Source organism: Streptomyces sp. NPDC059828 (assembly GCF_042731955.1).
GTDB lineage: Bacteria > Actinomycetota > Actinomycetes > Streptomycetales > Streptomycetaceae > Streptomyces.
Map to the genome: position 1 here is coordinate 12819 of NZ_JBHWIW010000001.1, position 17472 is coordinate 30290.

At 69.2% G+C, this 17472-nt stretch carries 12 protein-coding genes; 7 read left to right on the plus strand and 5 right to left on the minus strand.

Annotated elements, in window-relative coordinates; genetic code table 11:
- Positions 1–285 precede the first annotated feature (285 nt).
- Positions 286–1599: a hypothetical protein gene (locus tag ACFV6V_RS00060; RefSeq protein WP_385556640.1), complete on the minus strand. Its 1314-nt coding sequence runs from the start codon at positions 1597–1599 to the stop codon at positions 286–288.
- Positions 1600–1984: 385 nt separating this feature from the next.
- Here ACFV6V_RS00060 and ACFV6V_RS00065 point away from each other — a divergent pair, with 385 nt between their 5' ends.
- The 3 genes from ACFV6V_RS00065 to ACFV6V_RS00075 all read left to right on the plus strand — a co-directional run bounded on the left by ACFV6V_RS00065 (position 1985) and on the right by ACFV6V_RS00075 (position 4669).
- On the plus strand, positions 1985–2689 hold the full coding sequence (locus tag ACFV6V_RS00065) for a hypothetical protein (protein ID WP_385556643.1): 705 nt from the start codon (positions 1985–1987) through the stop codon (positions 2687–2689).
- A gap of 163 nt (positions 2690–2852) precedes the next feature.
- Positions 2853–3383, plus strand: a complete 531-nt coding sequence (locus ACFV6V_RS00070) for a toxin-antitoxin system, toxin component (protein ID WP_385556646.1) — start codon at positions 2853–2855, stop codon at positions 3381–3383.
- Positions 3384–3385: 2 nt separating this feature from the next.
- Positions 3386–4669 carry a hypothetical protein gene (locus ACFV6V_RS00075; protein ID WP_385556649.1) on the plus strand — a complete coding sequence of 428 codons (1284 nt, stop codon included), beginning with the start codon at positions 3386–3388 and terminating at the stop codon, positions 4667–4669.
- A gap of 126 nt (positions 4670–4795) precedes the next feature.
- On the opposite strand, the gene ACFV6V_RS00080 is transcribed toward ACFV6V_RS00075, so the two are convergent.
- Positions 4796–6880 carry a trypsin-like serine protease gene (locus ACFV6V_RS00080; RefSeq protein ID WP_385556652.1) on the minus strand — a complete coding sequence of 695 codons (2085 nt, stop codon included), beginning with the start codon at positions 6878–6880 and terminating at the stop codon, positions 4796–4798.
- Positions 6881–7472: 592 nt separating this feature from the next.
- On the opposite strand from ACFV6V_RS00080, the gene ACFV6V_RS00085 reads away from it, so the two are divergent.
- Both ACFV6V_RS00085 and ACFV6V_RS00090 read left to right on the plus strand, forming a co-directional pair.
- On the plus strand, positions 7473–11459 hold the full coding sequence (locus tag ACFV6V_RS00085; protein WP_385556655.1) for a polymorphic toxin-type HINT domain-containing protein: 3987 nt from the start codon (positions 7473–7475) through the stop codon (positions 11457–11459).
- 15 nt (positions 11460–11474) lie between these two features.
- A complete protein-coding gene (locus ACFV6V_RS00090; RefSeq protein ID WP_385556658.1) occupies positions 11475–11804 on the plus strand; it encodes a hypothetical protein in 330 nt (109 codons plus the stop codon).
- 577 nt (positions 11805–12381) lie between these two features.
- Here ACFV6V_RS00090 and ACFV6V_RS00095 read toward each other — a convergent pair.
- Positions 12382–13554, minus strand: a complete 1173-nt coding sequence (locus tag ACFV6V_RS00095) for a hypothetical protein (protein WP_385556660.1) — start codon at positions 13552–13554, stop codon at positions 12382–12384.
- Positions 13555–13942: 388 nt separating this feature from the next.
- Here ACFV6V_RS00095 and ACFV6V_RS00100 point away from each other — a divergent pair, with 388 nt between their 5' ends.
- Positions 13943–14095 (plus strand): hypothetical protein, encoded by a 153-nt coding sequence (locus ACFV6V_RS00100; RefSeq protein ID WP_385556663.1) that lies wholly within the window; start codon positions 13943–13945, stop codon positions 14093–14095.
- Positions 14096–14156: 61 nt separating this feature from the next.
- Here ACFV6V_RS00100 and ACFV6V_RS00105 read toward each other — a convergent pair whose 3' ends face one another.
- Entirely contained in the window at positions 14157–15485 is a 1329-nt protein-coding gene (locus ACFV6V_RS00105; protein WP_385556666.1) for a lysine N(6)-hydroxylase/L-ornithine N(5)-oxygenase family protein, read from the minus strand.
- A 136-nt stretch (positions 15486–15621) separates the two neighbouring features.
- On the opposite strand from ACFV6V_RS00105, the gene ACFV6V_RS00110 reads away from it, so the two are divergent.
- Positions 15622–16569, plus strand: coding sequence for a methionyl-tRNA formyltransferase (locus ACFV6V_RS00110; RefSeq protein ID WP_385556669.1), 948 nt, complete (start codon positions 15622–15624; stop codon positions 16567–16569).
- Here ACFV6V_RS00110 and ACFV6V_RS00115 read toward each other — a convergent pair.
- Positions 16548–17432, minus strand: coding sequence for an ABC transporter ATP-binding protein (locus ACFV6V_RS00115; protein ID WP_385557119.1), 885 nt, complete (start codon positions 17430–17432; stop codon positions 16548–16550). The two genes, ACFV6V_RS00110 and ACFV6V_RS00115, sit on opposite strands and share 22 nt — an antisense overlap.
- Between the last annotated feature and the right edge of the window lie 40 nt (positions 17433–17472).

Genomic DNA, 17472 nt, shown 5'->3' on the forward strand with positions numbered 1-17472 from the left:
CGGCGCGACGGGGACGGGCGGATGCCGCTGCGCCACTGCTCACGCGGCACGTCGACGTCCTCACCGCCAGCCTGACGGGCGATGCCGTGTCGCCGTACCGTCCGTGCGGGACGATCGCGGCGCTCACATTGATCGGGCCGGGGGGCCAGGCACCGAGGTCCCGCATCGGCCGACAGGGGTGAGGACGCTGTGCTGATCTTGGATGCCATCGCGGAAACGGGTCTGGCCCGGCGACGGCACCGTCGACTACGTGCAGCAGCGGAAGGCTCGCCAGCGGCCGCCAACTCACGCGTGGCCTGGTGGCGGGAGCTCGTCGGCGAAGGGGGAGAACGGGCCCGGCCAGGTGAAGGTGAAGCGGTGAGAGGGTCTGTCGTACATCACTGAGGCACTGCAGGGGGCAAGCCCGAAGCGACGGTGGATCCATCCGTCCATGGCGAGGGCAGCGACCTCAGCGCGGAAGTCGGCGCCAGGGTACGTGAAGGCATTGACGTCCAGAACCAGGGTTCGGTCGTCGAGGAGCTGTTCGGCGTGCAGGGAAGCCCCGAACGCGAGCCAGGCCGCCTCGAGCCAGTACGGGGTTCGGTCCGTGGGCAGCCGCAGGTACAGCGAGCGATAGATGAGGAGGGCGGGCGGAGGCGGGGGCCCGTCCGTCTCGTACACGTCGGCGCGAAGGTCGGCGGCCAAGCCCACGCCGGCGTGGAGGTAACGGTAGCGAAGGGTCTCGTACATGGCGAACATTCTTCGCTGCGGCTCGCATCGGAACCCACTGCCGCCGGTGGTGAGGGCGGCCACCGCTTCGGAGAGGACATGGACGGCGTCGTCGTCCGGCAGCCATTCCAGCTGGCGGGACATCAGCAGGGTGCCGGTGGAGTACGGCGGCTCGGGGCCCGTCCGGGGTACGAGTGCGACGTGCGGCAGCACGTCCCGGTCGAGTACCTGCTCCTCCAGGGTGCGCAGCGCCGAGGGCATGGTGGTGATCGTCGCCCGCAGTCCGGGGTACGCCTTGACGAGGGCGTTGACGACGGTGGCCGAGCCCTGGCCGGTGGCGGTGAGGGAGGTGACGGTGGACCAGTCGTGCGCGCGGACCACTCCGGGGGCGACCCAGCGGGCCTCCTCCTCGACCGCGGCGCGAGCGGTTCCGGCGAGCCGGGGGCTCTTTTCGAAGGCCGCGGCGAGCGGCAGTCCGTCGAGGGTCCGGTAGCCGGCCTCGCCGGTGCGGAGGGTGTGGAGCAGACCGGACAGGGAGGAGTCGAAGGCGGCCTGGGCGCCTTCGAGGTGGTACTCGTCGGCGGAGTGGTCGTCCTCGACGAGTTCCTCGCTGACCGGGGTGAGGCGGTATCCGTCGTCGCCGGTGGCGAGCACGTCGAGGGAGACCAGGGAGGTCATCAGTGCCGCCAGGGTGGACCTGTCGGCGCCGGTGGTCTCGTCGACCGGTGCGGCGTCGGGTGCGGGCGGTTCGGTGCGGCGCCAGTAGCCGGTGACGTGGGTGTGCTCACGCGGGACCGGCCTCGCCCCAGGGCCACCGTGCTCGACCCGGTGAAGGAGGCGATCGACCGGATGCTCCGCCAGGACCTCGACGTCGCCCGGAGTCGGCGGCACACCGTCGCCCGGATCATCGAACGCCTCCGCATCGAAGAGGACTTCACCCGCGCTTCGTACTCCACGGTGCGGGACTACGTACGTGGTCGCCGCGCCGTGCTGGCGAGGGAGGCGGAGGCCGCCCGCGGCCGCGCGGGCGGTTGTGGTGGATGATTCAGCCCGGTCGTCCCTTCTTCGGCACGCGCCGCCGGACAGCCAGGACGTGCCGGCCGGTTCGAGCAGGTGCTGAGCCTCGCGGTCCGTACACCGTGGCAGCGGTCAGCGGTCAGCGGTCAGGTCGCAACGATGGTTGATGGTGGCGAAGTCGTGGTTGCCGGGCCAGGGCCCTGGAACTACTGTCAAGCTCGCAAGTAGTCCGTCCAACCAGAGTCGACCAGGAGTCTGCGTGAGTGAGCGGCCCGTCCCGGATCCCGTCGAGACCGCGCGGCGCATCGCCTCGCTGGCGGAGCGGGCCGGGATCGAGCGTACGGACGTACTGCGGGTCGAGGGAGAGGGCGGCCTGTCCTTCGCCTCGGGGTTGCCCCCTGAGGACGTCGAGGCCCTGCTGCGCGGTGAACAGGTGCCGGCACCCCAGCCCTCCCGCGGCGCAGTGGTGGACCTGGAGGACCGGCACCGTCAGGTGGTCGACCGGATCCTCTTCCTCCGCAAGACCAGACTGAAGGCGTTCCCGGACGGTACCCGCCGGGTGTACTCGCTCGCGGAGATCGCGGCCGGGGCAGGGACGAGTGCCCAGTGGCTCGACAAGATGATCAAGGCGGGGAAGGCCCCGAACCTCGATCACGCCGCGGGCATCGCGGACTTCTTCGGAGAGAAGATCGAGTTCCTGGTGGCTCCGCCGGCCGAGGCCTTGGACAGGGTTCTCCAGCAGATCCACAAGGACCTTCTGGAACGTACCGTCGAGCGCCAGGACAAGGATCTCGAACGGCTCAAGAACGCCGGTCCCGCCGCCGGCCCGGACTCCGAGCTCGGAGTCGTCGGCTACGCGGCACGCGCCCTGGCCGATGTCCCCGACGACACCGCCCAGCCGCTCATCGCCCTGATCGAATCCGTCGCGAGGCGGGCACGCGAGGAGCGCGCGCGGGAGAACTGAGCGGACGTCGACTCCCGTCGACAGTGGTGGCGCCCACCTGAGGTAGGCCGGGCGCACTCGCCGGTCGGCCACGGGGCCCGGAAAGGGTACGGTGCGCCTGGAACAGGTTCCACACAGGTTCCACACAGAGTCGGCACACCGGGGGGTGGGGGTGGGATACGTCATGAGTGTCTCGCGCAGGATGAAGCGCTACCGCGACGAACTGTTCGCGGGGGTGGGGGAGCCGGTACCGAGCGACCCGCACGAACTGCTCCAGGCATTGTGCAGCCATCTGACGGCGCGCACGGGGCGCGAGGTACGGCTGATGTTCGAGTCGTTCCCGGCGGACACGGTCAGTGGGCTCTGGATCGATCTGGGCGACTTCGACTTGATCGCGGTGGAGGCGAACACGGCCCCACTCCACCAGCTCGTGATCGCGGGTCATGAGCTCTGGCACCACAAGGAGGGCCACTGCGGCCACGGCGGCAGCTCCATCGGGACTGCGGCGGCACGCAAGCTCGGGGACCGGTGGTCCGTCGGCGACGCGATCGCCCACGTGGCCGCGCGCGGAGACACCGCCGTCGACGAAGAACGCCGCGCGGAGACGTTCGGCCGCATGCTGGCTGCCAAGTTCCGTCCGTACATGGAGGGGCACCGCGGACGACCACCCGCGGACGGCGCAGTCGGCCGCATCCAGGCGTCGCTGAAAGGCTGAGCGTGGAAGACGGCGTCAATTACTACATATCGGTGGCCGTGCTGGCGATCGCCCTTCTGGTGAAGCTGCCCGCGCTGCTCAGGGGGTGGCGCAGCCCGTTGGTCCGCGTGGTGCACGCCCTCCTCCTGATGCCCTGCGGAGCCTTACTGTTCTCGGCCCCGCCCACCATCACGTTCGTCAACCGGACCACCGGCATCAGCAACCTCTCAGCCGTACTGGTGCACTGCTTCCTGTGCGGCTTCTCCTGTGCCTGTCTGGTGCTGATGGAGTACTGGCGCGGAGACGCCGATGCGCAGGCACGTACCCGACGACGGGTCCGCGCCTGGCTCCTGGGATACGGCCTGGTGGTGGCCTGCGTCGTCGGACTCTTCGCCCTGGGGACGACGCCGGTCGAGCGTCCGCGGGACTTCGACACGTATTACGCCAACACCCCCTTCATCCGCGAGATGGTCGTCCTCTACCTCCTCGCCTTGGTCGTGGCCGGCATCATCACGATGAAGGCGTGCTGGCGTTGGGCCGTCGACATCAGCAGTTCCGACGGGAACCAGGACGCTCCCGGAAAGCGCACCTCGTTGCGGGCGGGGCTGCTCGTCCTCGTCGTCGTCTCGCTGGGCGGCATCGTCTTCGGCGTGTCCAAGCTCTTCGCGGTCCTCGCGCGGTGGACCGGCAACGACTGGGACCGGCTCAACGAGGGCGTGGCGCTGGCCGTCTCCCTGATCGGCGTGATGATCGGCCTGGGTTTCCTGGTGCCGATGTTCGGTCCCCGGTTCGCCGAACGGATCTGGCGCCCGTTACTGGCGCTCATCGCCTTGCGTCCGCTGTGGCGCATCGTGTCCCAGCCGACCACCGGTACAGCCGACCCGTTGCTCCTGGACACACGGTGGTACGCGGGTCCCGAGCAGCGGTTGCTGTCGCAGCTCACGAGCATTCACGACTGGATGCTGAGGTCGCACGCCCACTACAGCGACGACCTGCGCGCCGCGGCCCACCTACGGGCCAAGGAGGACGGGGAGCCGGAGCGCGAGGCCGTCGCCATCGGCCTCGCCGTCATGCTCCGGACTGCGGCCGCCGACCGCGTCCGCAAGGCGCCGCCCACCGGTGACGAACAGAGCACCAGGGCTGTCCTCGCACTGCGTTCGGCGGAGGCCGAGTACCCCGACCTGATCGTGCACATCTCCCGTGCCCTGCCCCGCGTGCCCGATGCGCACGACATCGACATCGACGTCGACGCGCCGGATACCTTCCGCTCCGGCGCCTCCTCGTCGCGCGAGGCCACCTCCGCGTAGTAGGGGCGGCAGGCCACCACCGACCGGCGGGCCCCGGTAGACCCCCGTAGACCCCGACCAGGTCGGCCGGGGTCTACGGGAGTAGCTACACGTCCGGGTTCGGGTTACGGACGCCGGTGCTAAGGGTCAGCCGTTCCAGGTGCCGGTGAGGGCGAGGTGGCCGGGGGCGTTGGGCAGGCCCTGGGTGGGGACGGTGGTGGTCGGGTCCCAGGTGCGGTCGGTGTGGCGGGTGGTGTGGAGGAACTTGCCGTCGGCGGTGGTGACAGCCACCTGCACCTCGCCGGCGATGTTGGCGGTGGCGACGGACTTGGCGGTGACGGTACCGAGGATGTCCTTGAGCTGGGTCAGGGGCGTCCAGCTGCCGTTGAAGTTGCGGACGGCGTGGTACTGGCGGGTGCCGTTGTCGGTGGCGATGACGACGTGGGTCTCGTCTCCGGCGCCGACGGTGCTGATCGAGGTGATCGGGCCGGTGGAGCCGGCGGCTCCGGCGACGTCGCCCCAGCCGAGCCAGTTGCCGTTGCCCTGGCGGATGGTGTGGTAGGCCTTGCCGCCGCTGACGGTGGTGACCTGCAGCTCGCCGCGTACGACGGCGGTGGCGGCGGCGGTCACGTTGGGAACCTTGCCGGTGGTGATGTCACGGAAGGGGGTCCACTGGCCGTCCTTGTCGCGGACGGTGTGGAGGGCCTTGCCATCGGCGACGGCGACGACGTGCAGGTCCCAACCGATGTTCATCGCGGTGACGCTGGTGAGGTTGCCGAGGGTGCCGGCCACACCGAAGACGTCGCCGAACTTGGCCCAGGTGCCGTCCTCCTTGCGAATGGTGTGGAACAGCCCGCCACTGTTGCTGACGGCGAGGACGTGGGTGTCGCCGTTCATACCCACGGCGGCGGAGTTGCGGATTCCACCGATGCTGCCGGCGGCTGCCGTGGCCTGGACGTCGTTGAAACCGGTCCAGGAACCGTCGTTCACCCGGACGCCCTGGTAGAGGCTGCTGCCCGACTGCATCAGGGCCTGGGTCTTCCACCCCGGGGACAGGGCACGCACGCGCTGGACCCAGTCGTGAAGGTTGTCGACTCGGGTGCCGTAGGCACCGGTGCGGGTCTCGGTGGCCGGGGCGCCGAGGCAGTTGCCCTGGAAGGCGCGGCTGACCAGGCCCACCAGTTCCGTCTTGCCGTTCACGGTGCGCAGCGCCGGGGCGCCGGCATCGCCCTTGCAGACGGTGGCGTCGGCGGGCGTCTTGGCGGCGAGGTCGAAGCCGTCGGCGGTGGTGGTGCCCACACTGAAGGTTGAGCTGTGGCGGCCGATGGAGCCCCAGCCGTCCACGGTGCGGCCGAAGCCGACGACGTCGAGCGCCTGACCGGCCGTCGGGGCGGTCGTGGCCAGGGCGACCGGGGTGAACGCGGCGGGGGCGGGCTTGTCGAGGCGCGCCATCACCAGATCACGGTCCGGGTGCGGGACGAGCTGGGTGATGTCGCTGGCGTGGCCACCGCTGGAGATCATGATGGACTTGCCGACGACGACGCGGGTCTTCTCCTTCGGCGGCCCGGCAGCGACGGTGTTGCTCTCGGCGGGTTTGTCGGCGAAGCAGCTCTTGGCCGAGGCGACCCAGTACGGGTCGACGAGGACCGCGGAGCAGGAACGAGTGCCGCCGCCGATGTCCAGCTTCGCGCCGAACAGCTGCTTGTCGAGAACCGGCTGGCCTGCGCCGAACGGACCGGAGGATCCGGTGACGCGCATCTCCAGGAGGACGGCCTGCTTGGGGTCGACGGGGTCGGCTTCGCCGAACCCCTTGGCCGTGTCCTTGGGGACGGCCAGCTCCTTGGTCGTGCCGGCGATGGAGACACTGGCGTTGATGTCGCGGTCGACGGTCTCGATCCGGTAGGCCCGCGGGATGTTGACGGACAGGTAACCCGTGTTGCGGGCCTTGAAGCAGATCCTGGACTCGCTGGTCTTCAAGTTCCGCGCCCACACCATGATCTGGTACGGGCCGGAGCAACTGGTGTAGTAGATGTCTCCGTCACCGGCGATCAGGGTGGCACCGGTGGCTGCCAGGATCTCGGCGCTGTCCGGGTAGGCCCCGTCCTCGACCACGAAGGGTGCGTCGGCGTTGGCTGCCGCCTCCACGGCGGCTGAGGCCACGGGGGTCGCCGCGCCGAAAACGAGCGCCGTCGCGGTGGCGGCGGGCAGCCACCGGCGTATGAGCAATGCCATGGGATCACTTTCGTCGTCTCAACCCCGCCTGAGCGGAGGTGAATCAAGGGCTTTTCCGTGGTCACGGACAGCGGGGTACAACAGGGAGAGCCGTGCCGTCGCGACGGCGCCTGGGCAATGGGCCGCTGAGTGAGCCTGCCTCATCGGTGTTCGGCCATCAGCGATCGGTCGAGCGAGACCGTAGCGCGCTGACAGCAAACTTATCAACCATCAGCGAGCTGCACACAACGATGGTTGACGTCGATAGGGTTCCCGCATACGGTCCTGGCAGCGGCGGCCTCACGTCTGAACGCCCAACCAGGACCACAACTCTTCCCGAAAAACCGGAACTTCGGCGCCGGCAGACGACAACGGTGCACCAGTCACCGGTTGTCCACCTTGCCCTGCCTGAAGTCCCGCCCAGCGGCGGTCCGTACGGCCGGCGCTGCTGAGTTGCGCGATGCAGAGACCCACAAACCAAGCCGTCTTGCGGTGCTTTGCCGCGCCGCTCGTACCGGCAGAACGCTCAATTGACCAGAGGGGAGCACGCTCAGTGCGCCAGAAACCAGCCCGAATACCGAGAGGCACGGGGAGGAGACGCGCTGGCGGCGGAATGGTCGCCGGCGCCGTACTGCCTCTGGCCCTGCTCACGAGCCTGGTGTCCGCCGTGCCCGCAGCGGCTGAGGATCCGGGCAGTCAGCTGACCGACCGTCAACAGGTCATGCAGCTGTGGAAGAGCGGCGGCCCCGCCGTGAAGTCCGCCGCTGGAGCCGCACTTGTCGGCAACGACGAGCAGATCCGGAAGTACATCGCCGACGGCCAGAAGGTCGCCGAGCAGCTCGACCTGAGGGAAGCCGCCCTCAAGCTGGTCACCGAAGCGGGCCCCGGCGTCAGTGAGGCCGCGGCGAAGGCCCTGGACGGCACCCCGCAAGAGCTCGCGGCGTTCATGAAGGACGGCTGGAAGCAGCCGCTCGCCGACGACCAGCGCGTCGAGGCAGCGCGCGCCATCGAAACCGGCGGCGCCGGTGTCCGCGAGGTCGGCAACGCGGCGATGCGGGGCTCGATCGACGACATCCGCGCCTTCCTGACCGAAGGCCAGTACAAGCAGCGCGACGACGACGCCCGCGTCCGCGTCACACAGATCGAGGCCACTGGTGGTCCCGCCACCAAGCGCGCGGCTGCCGAAGCCCTCCGGTCGGGCATCGCGGAGGTCCGCGAGTTCCTCGTCTACGGGCAGCACATCACCGCCGCCCAGGACCGCGAACACGCCACCATCTCCGATCTGGCCGAGCAGACCAAGGACGCCGGCACAGCGGCGGAGAAGGCAAAGAGGGTCGCGGAGGAACAGGCGGAGAAGGCCAAGACCAGCGCTCGGCTGGCCAAGGAGGAGACCGCAAAGGCAGCCGCCGAGAGCGCGGCGGCCAAGAAGGACGCGGTCCGGGCCAAGGACGCGGCACGCCGGGCCGCGGAGTCCAGCCGCCGGGCCGCTGCGGCCGCCCGCACCGCGATCTCGGCCGCAAAGGCCGCCAACGCCGCCGCGCAGGCCGGAGCGATCGCCGCCCGGAATGCCTCCGACGCCGCCCTCCAGGCCTCGAAGGCCACGAGCCGGGCATGGGACGCAGCGGGCTCGGGCAAGCACAACGCGCTGGTCGCGGCCGCGGCCGACGAGGCGGCCGCCGCCTCCTCCAGGATCGCCGACTCGGCCGAGGCCATGCAGAAGACCGCGGTCAACCTGCAGCGCACCATGCAGGCCACGCTCGACACGATCAGCGACATGTACGCCTCGGCGGACGCCGCCACGGAATCCGCGAACTGGGCCAAGGAGTCCGGCGTGGAGTACGGCAACGCGTTGGCTGCTGCCGCCGCCACCCGCCGGCATGCCGCCGAGGCCAAGCGCGCCACCGGCATCGCCATGGCCAACGCGGCTGCCGCCGCCTCGTCCGCCGGAGAAGCCGCCACTGCGGCACGCTCGGCCGCGGCTCATGCCCGCAAGGCCGCCGAAGCCGCCCGCAAGGCGGCCGAACACGCCGGTGACGCACAGGAGGCCGCGAACCGGGCGAAGGCCGCTGCCGACGAGGCGCTCAAGGCCGCTCAGGCCGCGGGCGAGGCCGTCAAGAAGGCGCAGGACATCCAGGCCACGACCCGTAAGACCGAGGCCGAGGAGATCGCCAGCCGCACCCACACGCTGGTCAACGAGGCCAAGGACGCCGCAGAGACCCACAACCTGGCCAAGGCCGAGGTCGCCCGCGTCTCGCAGGAGGCGATCAAGCTCGACGTCGACTTCATGCAGCTCGCCGACCAGGCCCGCCAGCCCGGTGCGGACCCGGCCCACATCGCCACGACGGGCCGCAAGATGGCTCTGATCGCGGTGCAGACCCGCGGCCCCTGGTCCCGCGCCGCAGCCGAGGCCGCCCTCGCCGGTGACGACGCCGCTGTCGTCGCCTACGCGAGCACGGACTGGAAGACGGCCGGCGGTCAGGACGAACGCGACGAGGTCAACACCCTCGCCCAGACCGGCGCCTACGACGACCTGCGCACGGCCGCGGCCGAGGCCCTCAAGGGCACGCCCGCCCAGGTCCACACCTTCCTGACCACCGGTCAGTACCAGGAGGCGGCACCCGACCGCCGCATCGAGGTCGCCCGCATCGCGGAAGCCGGCGGCCCCGGCGTCAAGGAAGACGCCAAGAAGGCCCTCGACAGCTCCGACCCCAAGGCTCTCGACACCTTCCTCACCGTCGGCCAGCACCAGGCCCGTCTTGAGGACGACCGCGTCGAGGCAGCACGCCTCGCCGAAGGCGGCACACCCGAGCTCAAGGCGGCAGCGGAGACCGCGCTCGCCAGCCCCGACACCAACCTGCGCACCTTCATCGAGTCCGGCCAGCACCGCGCGAAGCGCCGCGACCAGCTCAACGCCGCCCACGTCGCGCAGGTCCAGGCCATCATCGCCTCCTCCAGCGAGATCGCCGCCCGCGCCTTCCAGGACGCCTACGCGGCGGCCGAGAACGCGGCCAACGCCCAGGACGACGCCAACGCCGCCCACAACCACGCGATCACCGCACGCTCCTACGCCGACAAGGCCGCCGACTGGGCCAAGCAGGCAGCCGAGTCCGCCCAGAGCGCCCGCAACTCGGCCAACGCCGCAGCCGCCTCAGCGGCCACCGCGCGCAACGCCGAAAGGCAGGCCGCCGACGCCGTCCGTCGCGCCGACAACTCGGCCGTCCAAGCCGGCGCCAGCTTCCAGGCCGCCGTGGGCTACGCCCAGGACGCCATGAACGCCGCGGAAGAGGCGCGTGTCTCCGCCGTCGCCGCCGGCCAGAGCCGCGAGAGCGCTCGGAACACCTACACGAAGACCGTCGAGCGCTACATGACCGACCAGTACCAGAAGGCGGTACAGGAGCGCCTGCGCGCGGAGGCAGAGGCGAAGAAGAAGGCGATCGTCAAGGTCGCCTGGACCGGCTTCCACATCTACCGGTTCCTCACCACCAAGCAGCTCCCTCCTGGTACGCCCCCCGGTGTCCACCTGGACGTCATACATTTCGGCCTCGACATCCTCGGCACGATCCCGCTCTTCGGCGAGATCGCCGACGGCATCAACTGCGGGATCTACGCCATCGAAGGGACCGTCCAGTACTTCCACCCGATCGGTCGCGAAGGCGCCTGGGTCGACGCCGGCCTGGCCTGCGCCGCCATGATCCCCTTCGCCGGCTGGGCGAGCACAGCCGTCAAGCTCACCCGCTACGCGGAGAAGTACGGCCCCGACGCCAAGAAGCTCTTCGACGATATCGTGACCGCCCTGAAGAAGGCGCCCAGCTGCCCGGGCAGGAACAGCTTCCCGGCTGGTACCCGGGTCCTCATGGGCGACCGGACCACCAAGCCCATCGAGCAGGTCCGCACGGGTGACATGGTCCAGGCCACGGATCCGATCACGGGAGTATCGGGCCCCCGTGGGGTCGAAGCCACCATTTACACCCCGGACGACCGCGATTTCACCGACATCACCCTGAGCGCCGCTCGTGGTGAAGACATGGTCACGGCCACCGACCACCACCCCTTCTGGTCCGAGAAGACCAGGACGTGGACCGACGCAGCAGACCTGAACGCGGGTGACACTCTCCGCACGGCCACCGGCGACAACGTCGAGGTGGCGAAGGTTCGTCACTGGAAAACCCTGCAGCCTGCGTACAACCTGACCGTCAACGACCTCCACACCTACTACGTACTCGCCGGCGCCGTGCCGGTTCTGGTCCACAACACTGACGCAATACCGTGCCTGACGGTCCCCGTCGAAGATGTCAATGGTGCGTTCCACCGCGCCACCTTCGACACGCCTGGAGAGCAGTTCATGGATCATTACAATAGGCACGGTGCGCCGCTTGGTTACACGCAACAGGAGTACCTCGACAATGCCGCGGCACTGGCTCGGCGTCTGTCGCAACCCGGCGGGTCAGCGGGCTGGGAGAAGCATCTAACACCCATCGGAGCCCATGAAGACAAGCTGAAGGGATTCAAGTACGTCAATAAGGATACGGGAGAGTTTCTGATCACGTCGCTGGACGGCAAAGTCGTCACGCATCATCCGCTTCCCCGAAGGAATGGCTGAAGATTGCGAGGGGCTATGGAATTGAGCCTGATGGACGCCTATACCATCTGGCGTCGCCTGCCGTTTCCGCCATTTGGATCGACGCGGGAGTTGAAATTGCTTCGCGCCGATCTTGGCGAGGCCGATGAGCACGCCATGGTGATCGAGGCCTTCATGAGGACCGGTGTGTTCAGGCCATCGGGCGCGGATGTCATAGCGGAACTCGAAGATGTCATTGCTCGGGCCGGCGCTCTGTGTACGGAATATACGGGAAGTGATCTGGTGGCCGCGCGAGAGGTTCACGCATACGCAACGCTGGTGGCGATCGCCTATCGGGGCTTCCTCAATGCAGGTGAATCCAGCTAGGATGTTGCAGCTGGGGGTTCGCTGTGAAGGTGAAATAGGGCACCATCAATAGTTCACGGACCCGAAGGTCTGGCAAACCTGTGGTTATGACAGCTAACGGGCGGCGTCGTTCCGAGAAGAGCCCCGCCGGATTTCAGGCGGGGCTCCTTGGGTCTCTGACGGCAGTAGTTGACGCTGAGGTTGAAAGAGTGGGGCGACAGCGAGCGTTGGTGGTGCTAGATCCCCCACCAGCGCGTCATGCCGCGGACGTTGCGGTCCGCCGACGTTGGAGTAGGACAACCTTCCCGGCCTGGTCGCTCTCTACTGCTGGTCGCCTCGCCCGTCGCCATGTTCCGGCTCCTGTCAGCGGTGGTCACGCGGCCCCGTTGTGACAGCGCTGGGCGGCGGAGCTGAAGTCCACGCAGAAGCCCTGCCGCACAGGCTTGAGCCTGTCTCTTTGGGCGCTCCTCCACGGAAAGCACGGACGCCACGTGGCAGCCAACACGGTCATGGAACGCTTATGGGCGACATGACGGTGCCCGATCAGGGAGACGGGAGCAGATCTGTGGGCAGGAAGCCTCCTTGGCCCGGAGCGGGGCTACGCGATGTCGAGGAGGACGACGGCCTCGGCGAAGTCCGCGTACGCGGGCTCAAAGGTCCGCGCGGCGACGAGGAACATCGAGCGGTCCGTCAAGGCCCGGGCGAGGCGTGCGGGGTCGTCGGGCAGGCGGCGGGCGAGTGCCACGCCCTCGTCGAAGTACGGCGTGAACCGCTCCGCGAACTGGCGGGGGTCGTCGCCCTTGCGGAGGGCCGCGCGGATGATGATTCTGCGCTGGACGTCGACCAGTTCAGGCAGTCGGCCCGCGTCGCGCAGTCCCGCCGCCCGCGCCTCGAGTTCGGGCAGAGTGCCGAGGAAGGCATCCCTCGTGTCGTTCGTCCATCTGAGGTTGGTGCCGAAGGGCGGCATCGGGGACTCAGCGCTCGCGGCTGGTTCGTCGGCCCGCCCTGACAGGGCGAACAGTGTGACCCACCACGAGAGGACGCAGCTCGGATTCCTCGGATCGCCCGTCGTCGCCAGCTCCTCCAGAACGGTCAAGGCCTCCCGCCGGATGGCTGTGGCGTCCGCCCCGTGCCCGGCGGCCTCGCGCATCCGCGAGTAATGGACCAGCTCCCAGGTGAATATGGCCAGTGACGTGCGCTGGTCGGCGGCCCCGCGCCGGGACTCGTCCAGAAGCTCGCGGAAGACAGCCGCTGCCTCATCGTGCAGGCCGGCACCCTCCAGGTTCGCCGCCCACTCGACCATGTTCCAGAAGGAATGCTCCGGTATGCCGTTCCGGGCCGCCTTCTCGTTGAGCTCCGCGGCCTCCCGGAAGCGCCCCTCCTCCGCCAGGATGTTCGCCAGCCGCCCGCTTCTTCCAGCCCCGGCCATCTCCTCACAGGCCGCACGTCCCTCTGCTCTGCGCCCGAGGGCGAACAGAGACCGCTGGTAGGCGTCCAGCGCCCTGCACAGCCGTTCTGCCCGGGTCGGCGCCCCGGCCTCGATCCTCCGCGCTGCCTCGACCGCCTCGGTGATCAGCGCCAGCTCCACCTCCACGTCCCGGCTGCGGTAGCTCGTCGAGAGGAGCGCGTCGACCAGCTTCGGGAGGTACGCCTTCGGGCTCACCTCCGCCAGAGTCCGGTACGCGTGAACCTGTTCGAGCAGGCTCGGCCGGCCGGAGCCCAGCAGCAGCACGCGAGCCCGCAGTACCGCGTCATGATCGATCTTCCCCATATTCCCCCTGTCTCCGGGTGATGCACGAAGGAGATTCTGGGCGTCGGGGAGCGGATCGGACAAGGCTCACGAACTGTGCGTTCCGTCCTACGAAAAACGCCGCTGACCTGTCATGATGGACATGCTCCCGTACAAGTTTCCCGGATGCGTGGCCGGGAGAGCCGGAAACCCGATCACCGGCACAGCGGGAACCCTTGAAGCGATCGACGACCACGACCTCCTGATCGAGCCCGGTGCGGGGTCCTGCGGATCGCCCCCTCGCTGTTGAGCGTCTCGTCCGCGCGTCTCCGGCCAGGAACAGCGCGAGGCCGTAGCTGCGGCCTCGGTGCTGGCGGGCATCCGTCCGGTTCGCCGGCGCCGTACCGCCATACCTGCAGGGAGTACGCCGTTGCCGTCACCTCGACCGCCGAAGTGCCAGAACTGCGGCGGCACTTACGTCCGACTGTGGCTGCCTGGCCTCTCGGTCGAGGTCCTGGTCGATGCGGCGAGGCCGGAGGCCGGTGTGCTCGCGGCGCTGGTGCGCTCGCACGACCGGCCGTAGCCGGTCTGGCGTCGACGCCAGTGACCCCTGGCCACCGCTCACACCGAACACCGTTGCCGCGCTAGGAGGGTTCGGTCCGGGCGAGGAGGGATGAGCAGATCTCGCCGGCGCGTACCGCGGTGGTCGACAGCAGGGTCGACGTGAGGCCGTGCGTGTGTTCCGTGCCGCCCTGGAGGTAGATCCCCGCGGCCACCTTCGGGACGGTCACCACACGGTGGTCGCGGCCGACCTGGATGAGGTCCTCCTCGTCGCGCAGACAGAGTTTGCCGACCTCGCCCAGGTCGTCACCGAGCCCCCGCGGCTGGTAGCCGGTGGCGTGCACCAGCAGATCGGCGGCCAGCAGCTCGCGCTCCCCCGTCGGCAGGAACTCCACGGTCACCCGGACACCGGCCCCGTGTGTGCCGACCTCCCGGATGCGGGAGACGTTCATCATGCGCAGACGCTGCCTGCCCCGTACCTTCTCCTGGTACATGGTCCGGGACAGGGACTGGATCAGGTCCATGTCCACCACGGAGTAGTTGGTGCCGCGGTGGTAGTCGAAGAGCGACCGTTTCACGTCGCGCGGTGCCCCGAAGTAGACGTCGACGGCTTCGGGGTCGAAGATCTTGTTGGCGAACGGGCTGTCGTCGGCGGGTGTGTAGCCGTACTTGGCGAACACGGAGCAGATCTCGGCGTCCGGGAAGCTGCGGTGGAGGAAGTCGACCGCCTCGGCGGCACTCTGTCCGGCGCCGAGGACGACGGCGCGGCGCACGGGCGTGCCGGTGTGGAGCAGTTCGCCGACGCGTGGCAGTAACTCGCTGTTGTGCCAGACGCGTTCGGACAGCACGGTGCCGGGAGGCAGATGCGGCTCGAGGCCGGTCGCCACGACGATGGCGCGCGTGCGGCGGACGGTGCGGCGCCCGGGTGCGGCCGGGTCGCGGCTGATGACGTCGAACCAGCGGATCTCGCCGTCCTCCGTGACGGGCCGGACGGAGACCACGTCCGCGGAGTACTCGACGAGGTGCGCGAGGCGTGCGGCGGCCCATTCGAGGTAGTCGTGGAACTCGATGCGCAGGGGGTACAGGGTCTTCTGGTTGAGGAAGTCGACCAGCCTGCCCTGGTCCTGCAGGTAGGAGAGGAAGCTGAAGTCGCTGGTCGGGTCGCGCAGGGTGACCAGGTCCTTGAGGAACGACACCTGCATGGTGGCATCGTCGATGAGCATGCCCCGGTGCCAGCCGAAATGGGGCTGGCGCTCCAGGAAGGCGGCGCGGAAACCCTCCAGGCCGGGGGTGCTCGCGATGCGTTCCCGGATCGCGATGGCGAGTGCCAGATTCGACGGTCCGAAGCCGATGCCCACAACATCGTGGACGGGTTCCCGGTCGTGCTCCCGGTCGTTGTGCAATGTCGTCATCGCGTCATCGCCTCCCCCAAGGGGGTCTCGGTCCCAAGAGGTTCTCGGTGTCCCCGGAGTGGAGACACAGGCTCCCCCGAGCAGACACATGTTAGATAAGGTAAGCCTTACCTTTCAATGGCTGAGGAGGGCTCATATGCGGGTCATCATGTTCGGCTATCAGACCTGGGGACACCGGACGCTTCAGGCGCTGCTGGATTCCGGGCACCAGGTCGTCCTGGTCGTCACCCACCCCAAGAGCGAGCACGCCTACGAGAGGATCTGGAGCGACTCGGTGGCCGACCTCGCCGAGAAGCAGGGTGTGCCCGTGCTGTTGCGCAACCGGCCGGACGACGAGGAGCTCCTCCGCAGCATCGAGCGCGCCGAGCCGGACCTCATCGTGGCCAACAACTGGCGCACCTGGCTGCCCCCCGAGATCTTCGACCTCCCCCCGCACGGCACCCTCAACATCCACGACTCGCTGTTGCCCGCGTACGCCGGCTTCTCACCGCTGATCTGGGCCCTCATCAACGGCGAGCGAGAGGTCGGTGTCACCGCGCACCGAATGAACGCCGAGCTCGACATGGGCGACGTGGTGCTCCAGCGCTCGGTGCCGGTGGGGCCCACCGACACCGCCACGGACCTGTTCCACCGGACGGTGGACCTGATCGGCCCCATCGTCACCGAAGCGCTCGACCTGATCGCCTCCGGGCAGGCCGTGTGGACGCCTCAGGACACCTCACGGTCGAGCTTCTTCCACAAACGCTCGCTCGAGGACAGCCGGATCGACTGGAGCTGGCCCGCCGAAGCACTCGAACGCCTCGTCCGCGCCCAGTGCGACCCGTACCCGAACGCCTTCACCCACCACCGCGGGGAGCGCATCAGGATCGTCTCCGCCGCCGTCTCGGAAGGGCGTTACGGGGGTACCCCGGGGCGCATCTTCATTCGCGAGGGCGACGGGATCGTCATCGTCGCCGGGGCCGAGGCCCGGTCGGGGCGCCTGCCGGGGCTTGTGATCAGGCGGGTGCGGACCGAGGACGGTACCGAGCTCGCCGCCGCGGACTACTTCCGCACCATGGGGGGCTATCTCACTGCCCGGCCCTGAGTCCTGACACCCGCCGGAGCGCTTTCAGCGGGCGGCGATGTGTGGTGGCGGCCCACCGGGACCACCATCGGCGCCCCGCTGACCGGATCCTCACCGACGACGCAGCGCAGTCCGAAGACCTCCTCCACCGTGGAGGCGGTGATCACCTCGGCGGGTGTGCCCTCGCCGACGACGCGACCGCCCTTCATGGCGATGATGTGGTCGGCGTAGCGGCAGGCGTGGTTGAGGTCGTGCAGCACCATCACCACCGTGCGGCCCTGGTGGCGGTTGAGATCGGTGACGAGGTCGAGGACGTCGATCTGGTGGGCGAGGTCGAGATACGTGGTGGGCTCGTCGAGCAGCATCACGGGGGTGCCCTGGGCGACCGCCAAGGCGATCCAGGCGCGCTGGCGCTGCCCACCGGAGAGTTCGTCCACGGCGCGGTGTGCGAGCCCCGTCATCGATGTGGCGCGCAGCGCTTCGTCCACGGCACGCTCGTCGGCCTCGGACCACTGCCGCCACCAGGTCTGGTGGGGTGAACGGCCCCGCCCCACCAGGTCCATGACGGTCAGGCCCTCGGGGGCCACGGGCGACTGGGGCAGGATGCCGAGCCGCTGGGCGAGCACACGGGTCGGGATGGAGTGGACCGAGCGTCCGTCCAGGTGCACGGCTCCCGCCCTGGGCTTCAGCAGCCGGGCGAGGGCACGCAGCAGCGTGGACTTCCCGCAGGCGTTGGCGCCGACGATCACGGTGACGCGTCCCGGGGGGATCGCCACGTCGAGGCCGTCCACAACGATCCGTTCGTCGTAGGCGAGGCGCAGTCCCGAGGCCCGCAGGTCAGGTCCCGCCCCGGGCGGTGCGGCGTGCCCCTCCCCCGGATCCACGCCGGCCGGAGGCAGTCCGCCGGCTTCGGTGTGCTTCTCG

What these genes read in the sequence shown, in the direction of transcription:
- ACFV6V_RS00070 (WP_385556646.1), top strand. Translation starts at nt 2,853, where the DNA reads ATGAGTGTCTCGCGCAGGATGAAGCGCTACCGCGACGAACTGTTCGCG.
- ACFV6V_RS00080 (WP_385556652.1), bottom strand. Translation starts at nt 6,880, where the DNA reads ATGGCATTGCTCATACGCCGGTGGCTGCCCGCCGCCACCGCGACGGCG.
- ACFV6V_RS00085 (WP_385556655.1), top strand. Translation starts at nt 7,473, where the DNA reads ATGGTCGCCGGCGCCGTACTGCCTCTGGCCCTGCTCACGAGCCTGGTG.
- ACFV6V_RS00090 (WP_385556658.1), top strand. Translation starts at nt 11,475, where the DNA reads ATGGAATTGAGCCTGATGGACGCCTATACCATCTGGCGTCGCCTGCCG.
- ACFV6V_RS00095 (WP_385556660.1), bottom strand. Translation starts at nt 13,554, where the DNA reads ATGGGGAAGATCGATCATGACGCGGTACTGCGGGCTCGCGTGCTGCTG.
- ACFV6V_RS00105 (WP_385556666.1), bottom strand. Translation starts at nt 15,485, where the DNA reads ATGACGACATTGCACAACGACCGGGAGCACGACCGGGAACCCGTCCAC.
- ACFV6V_RS00110 (WP_385556669.1), top strand. Translation starts at nt 15,622, where the DNA reads ATGCGGGTCATCATGTTCGGCTATCAGACCTGGGGACACCGGACGCTT.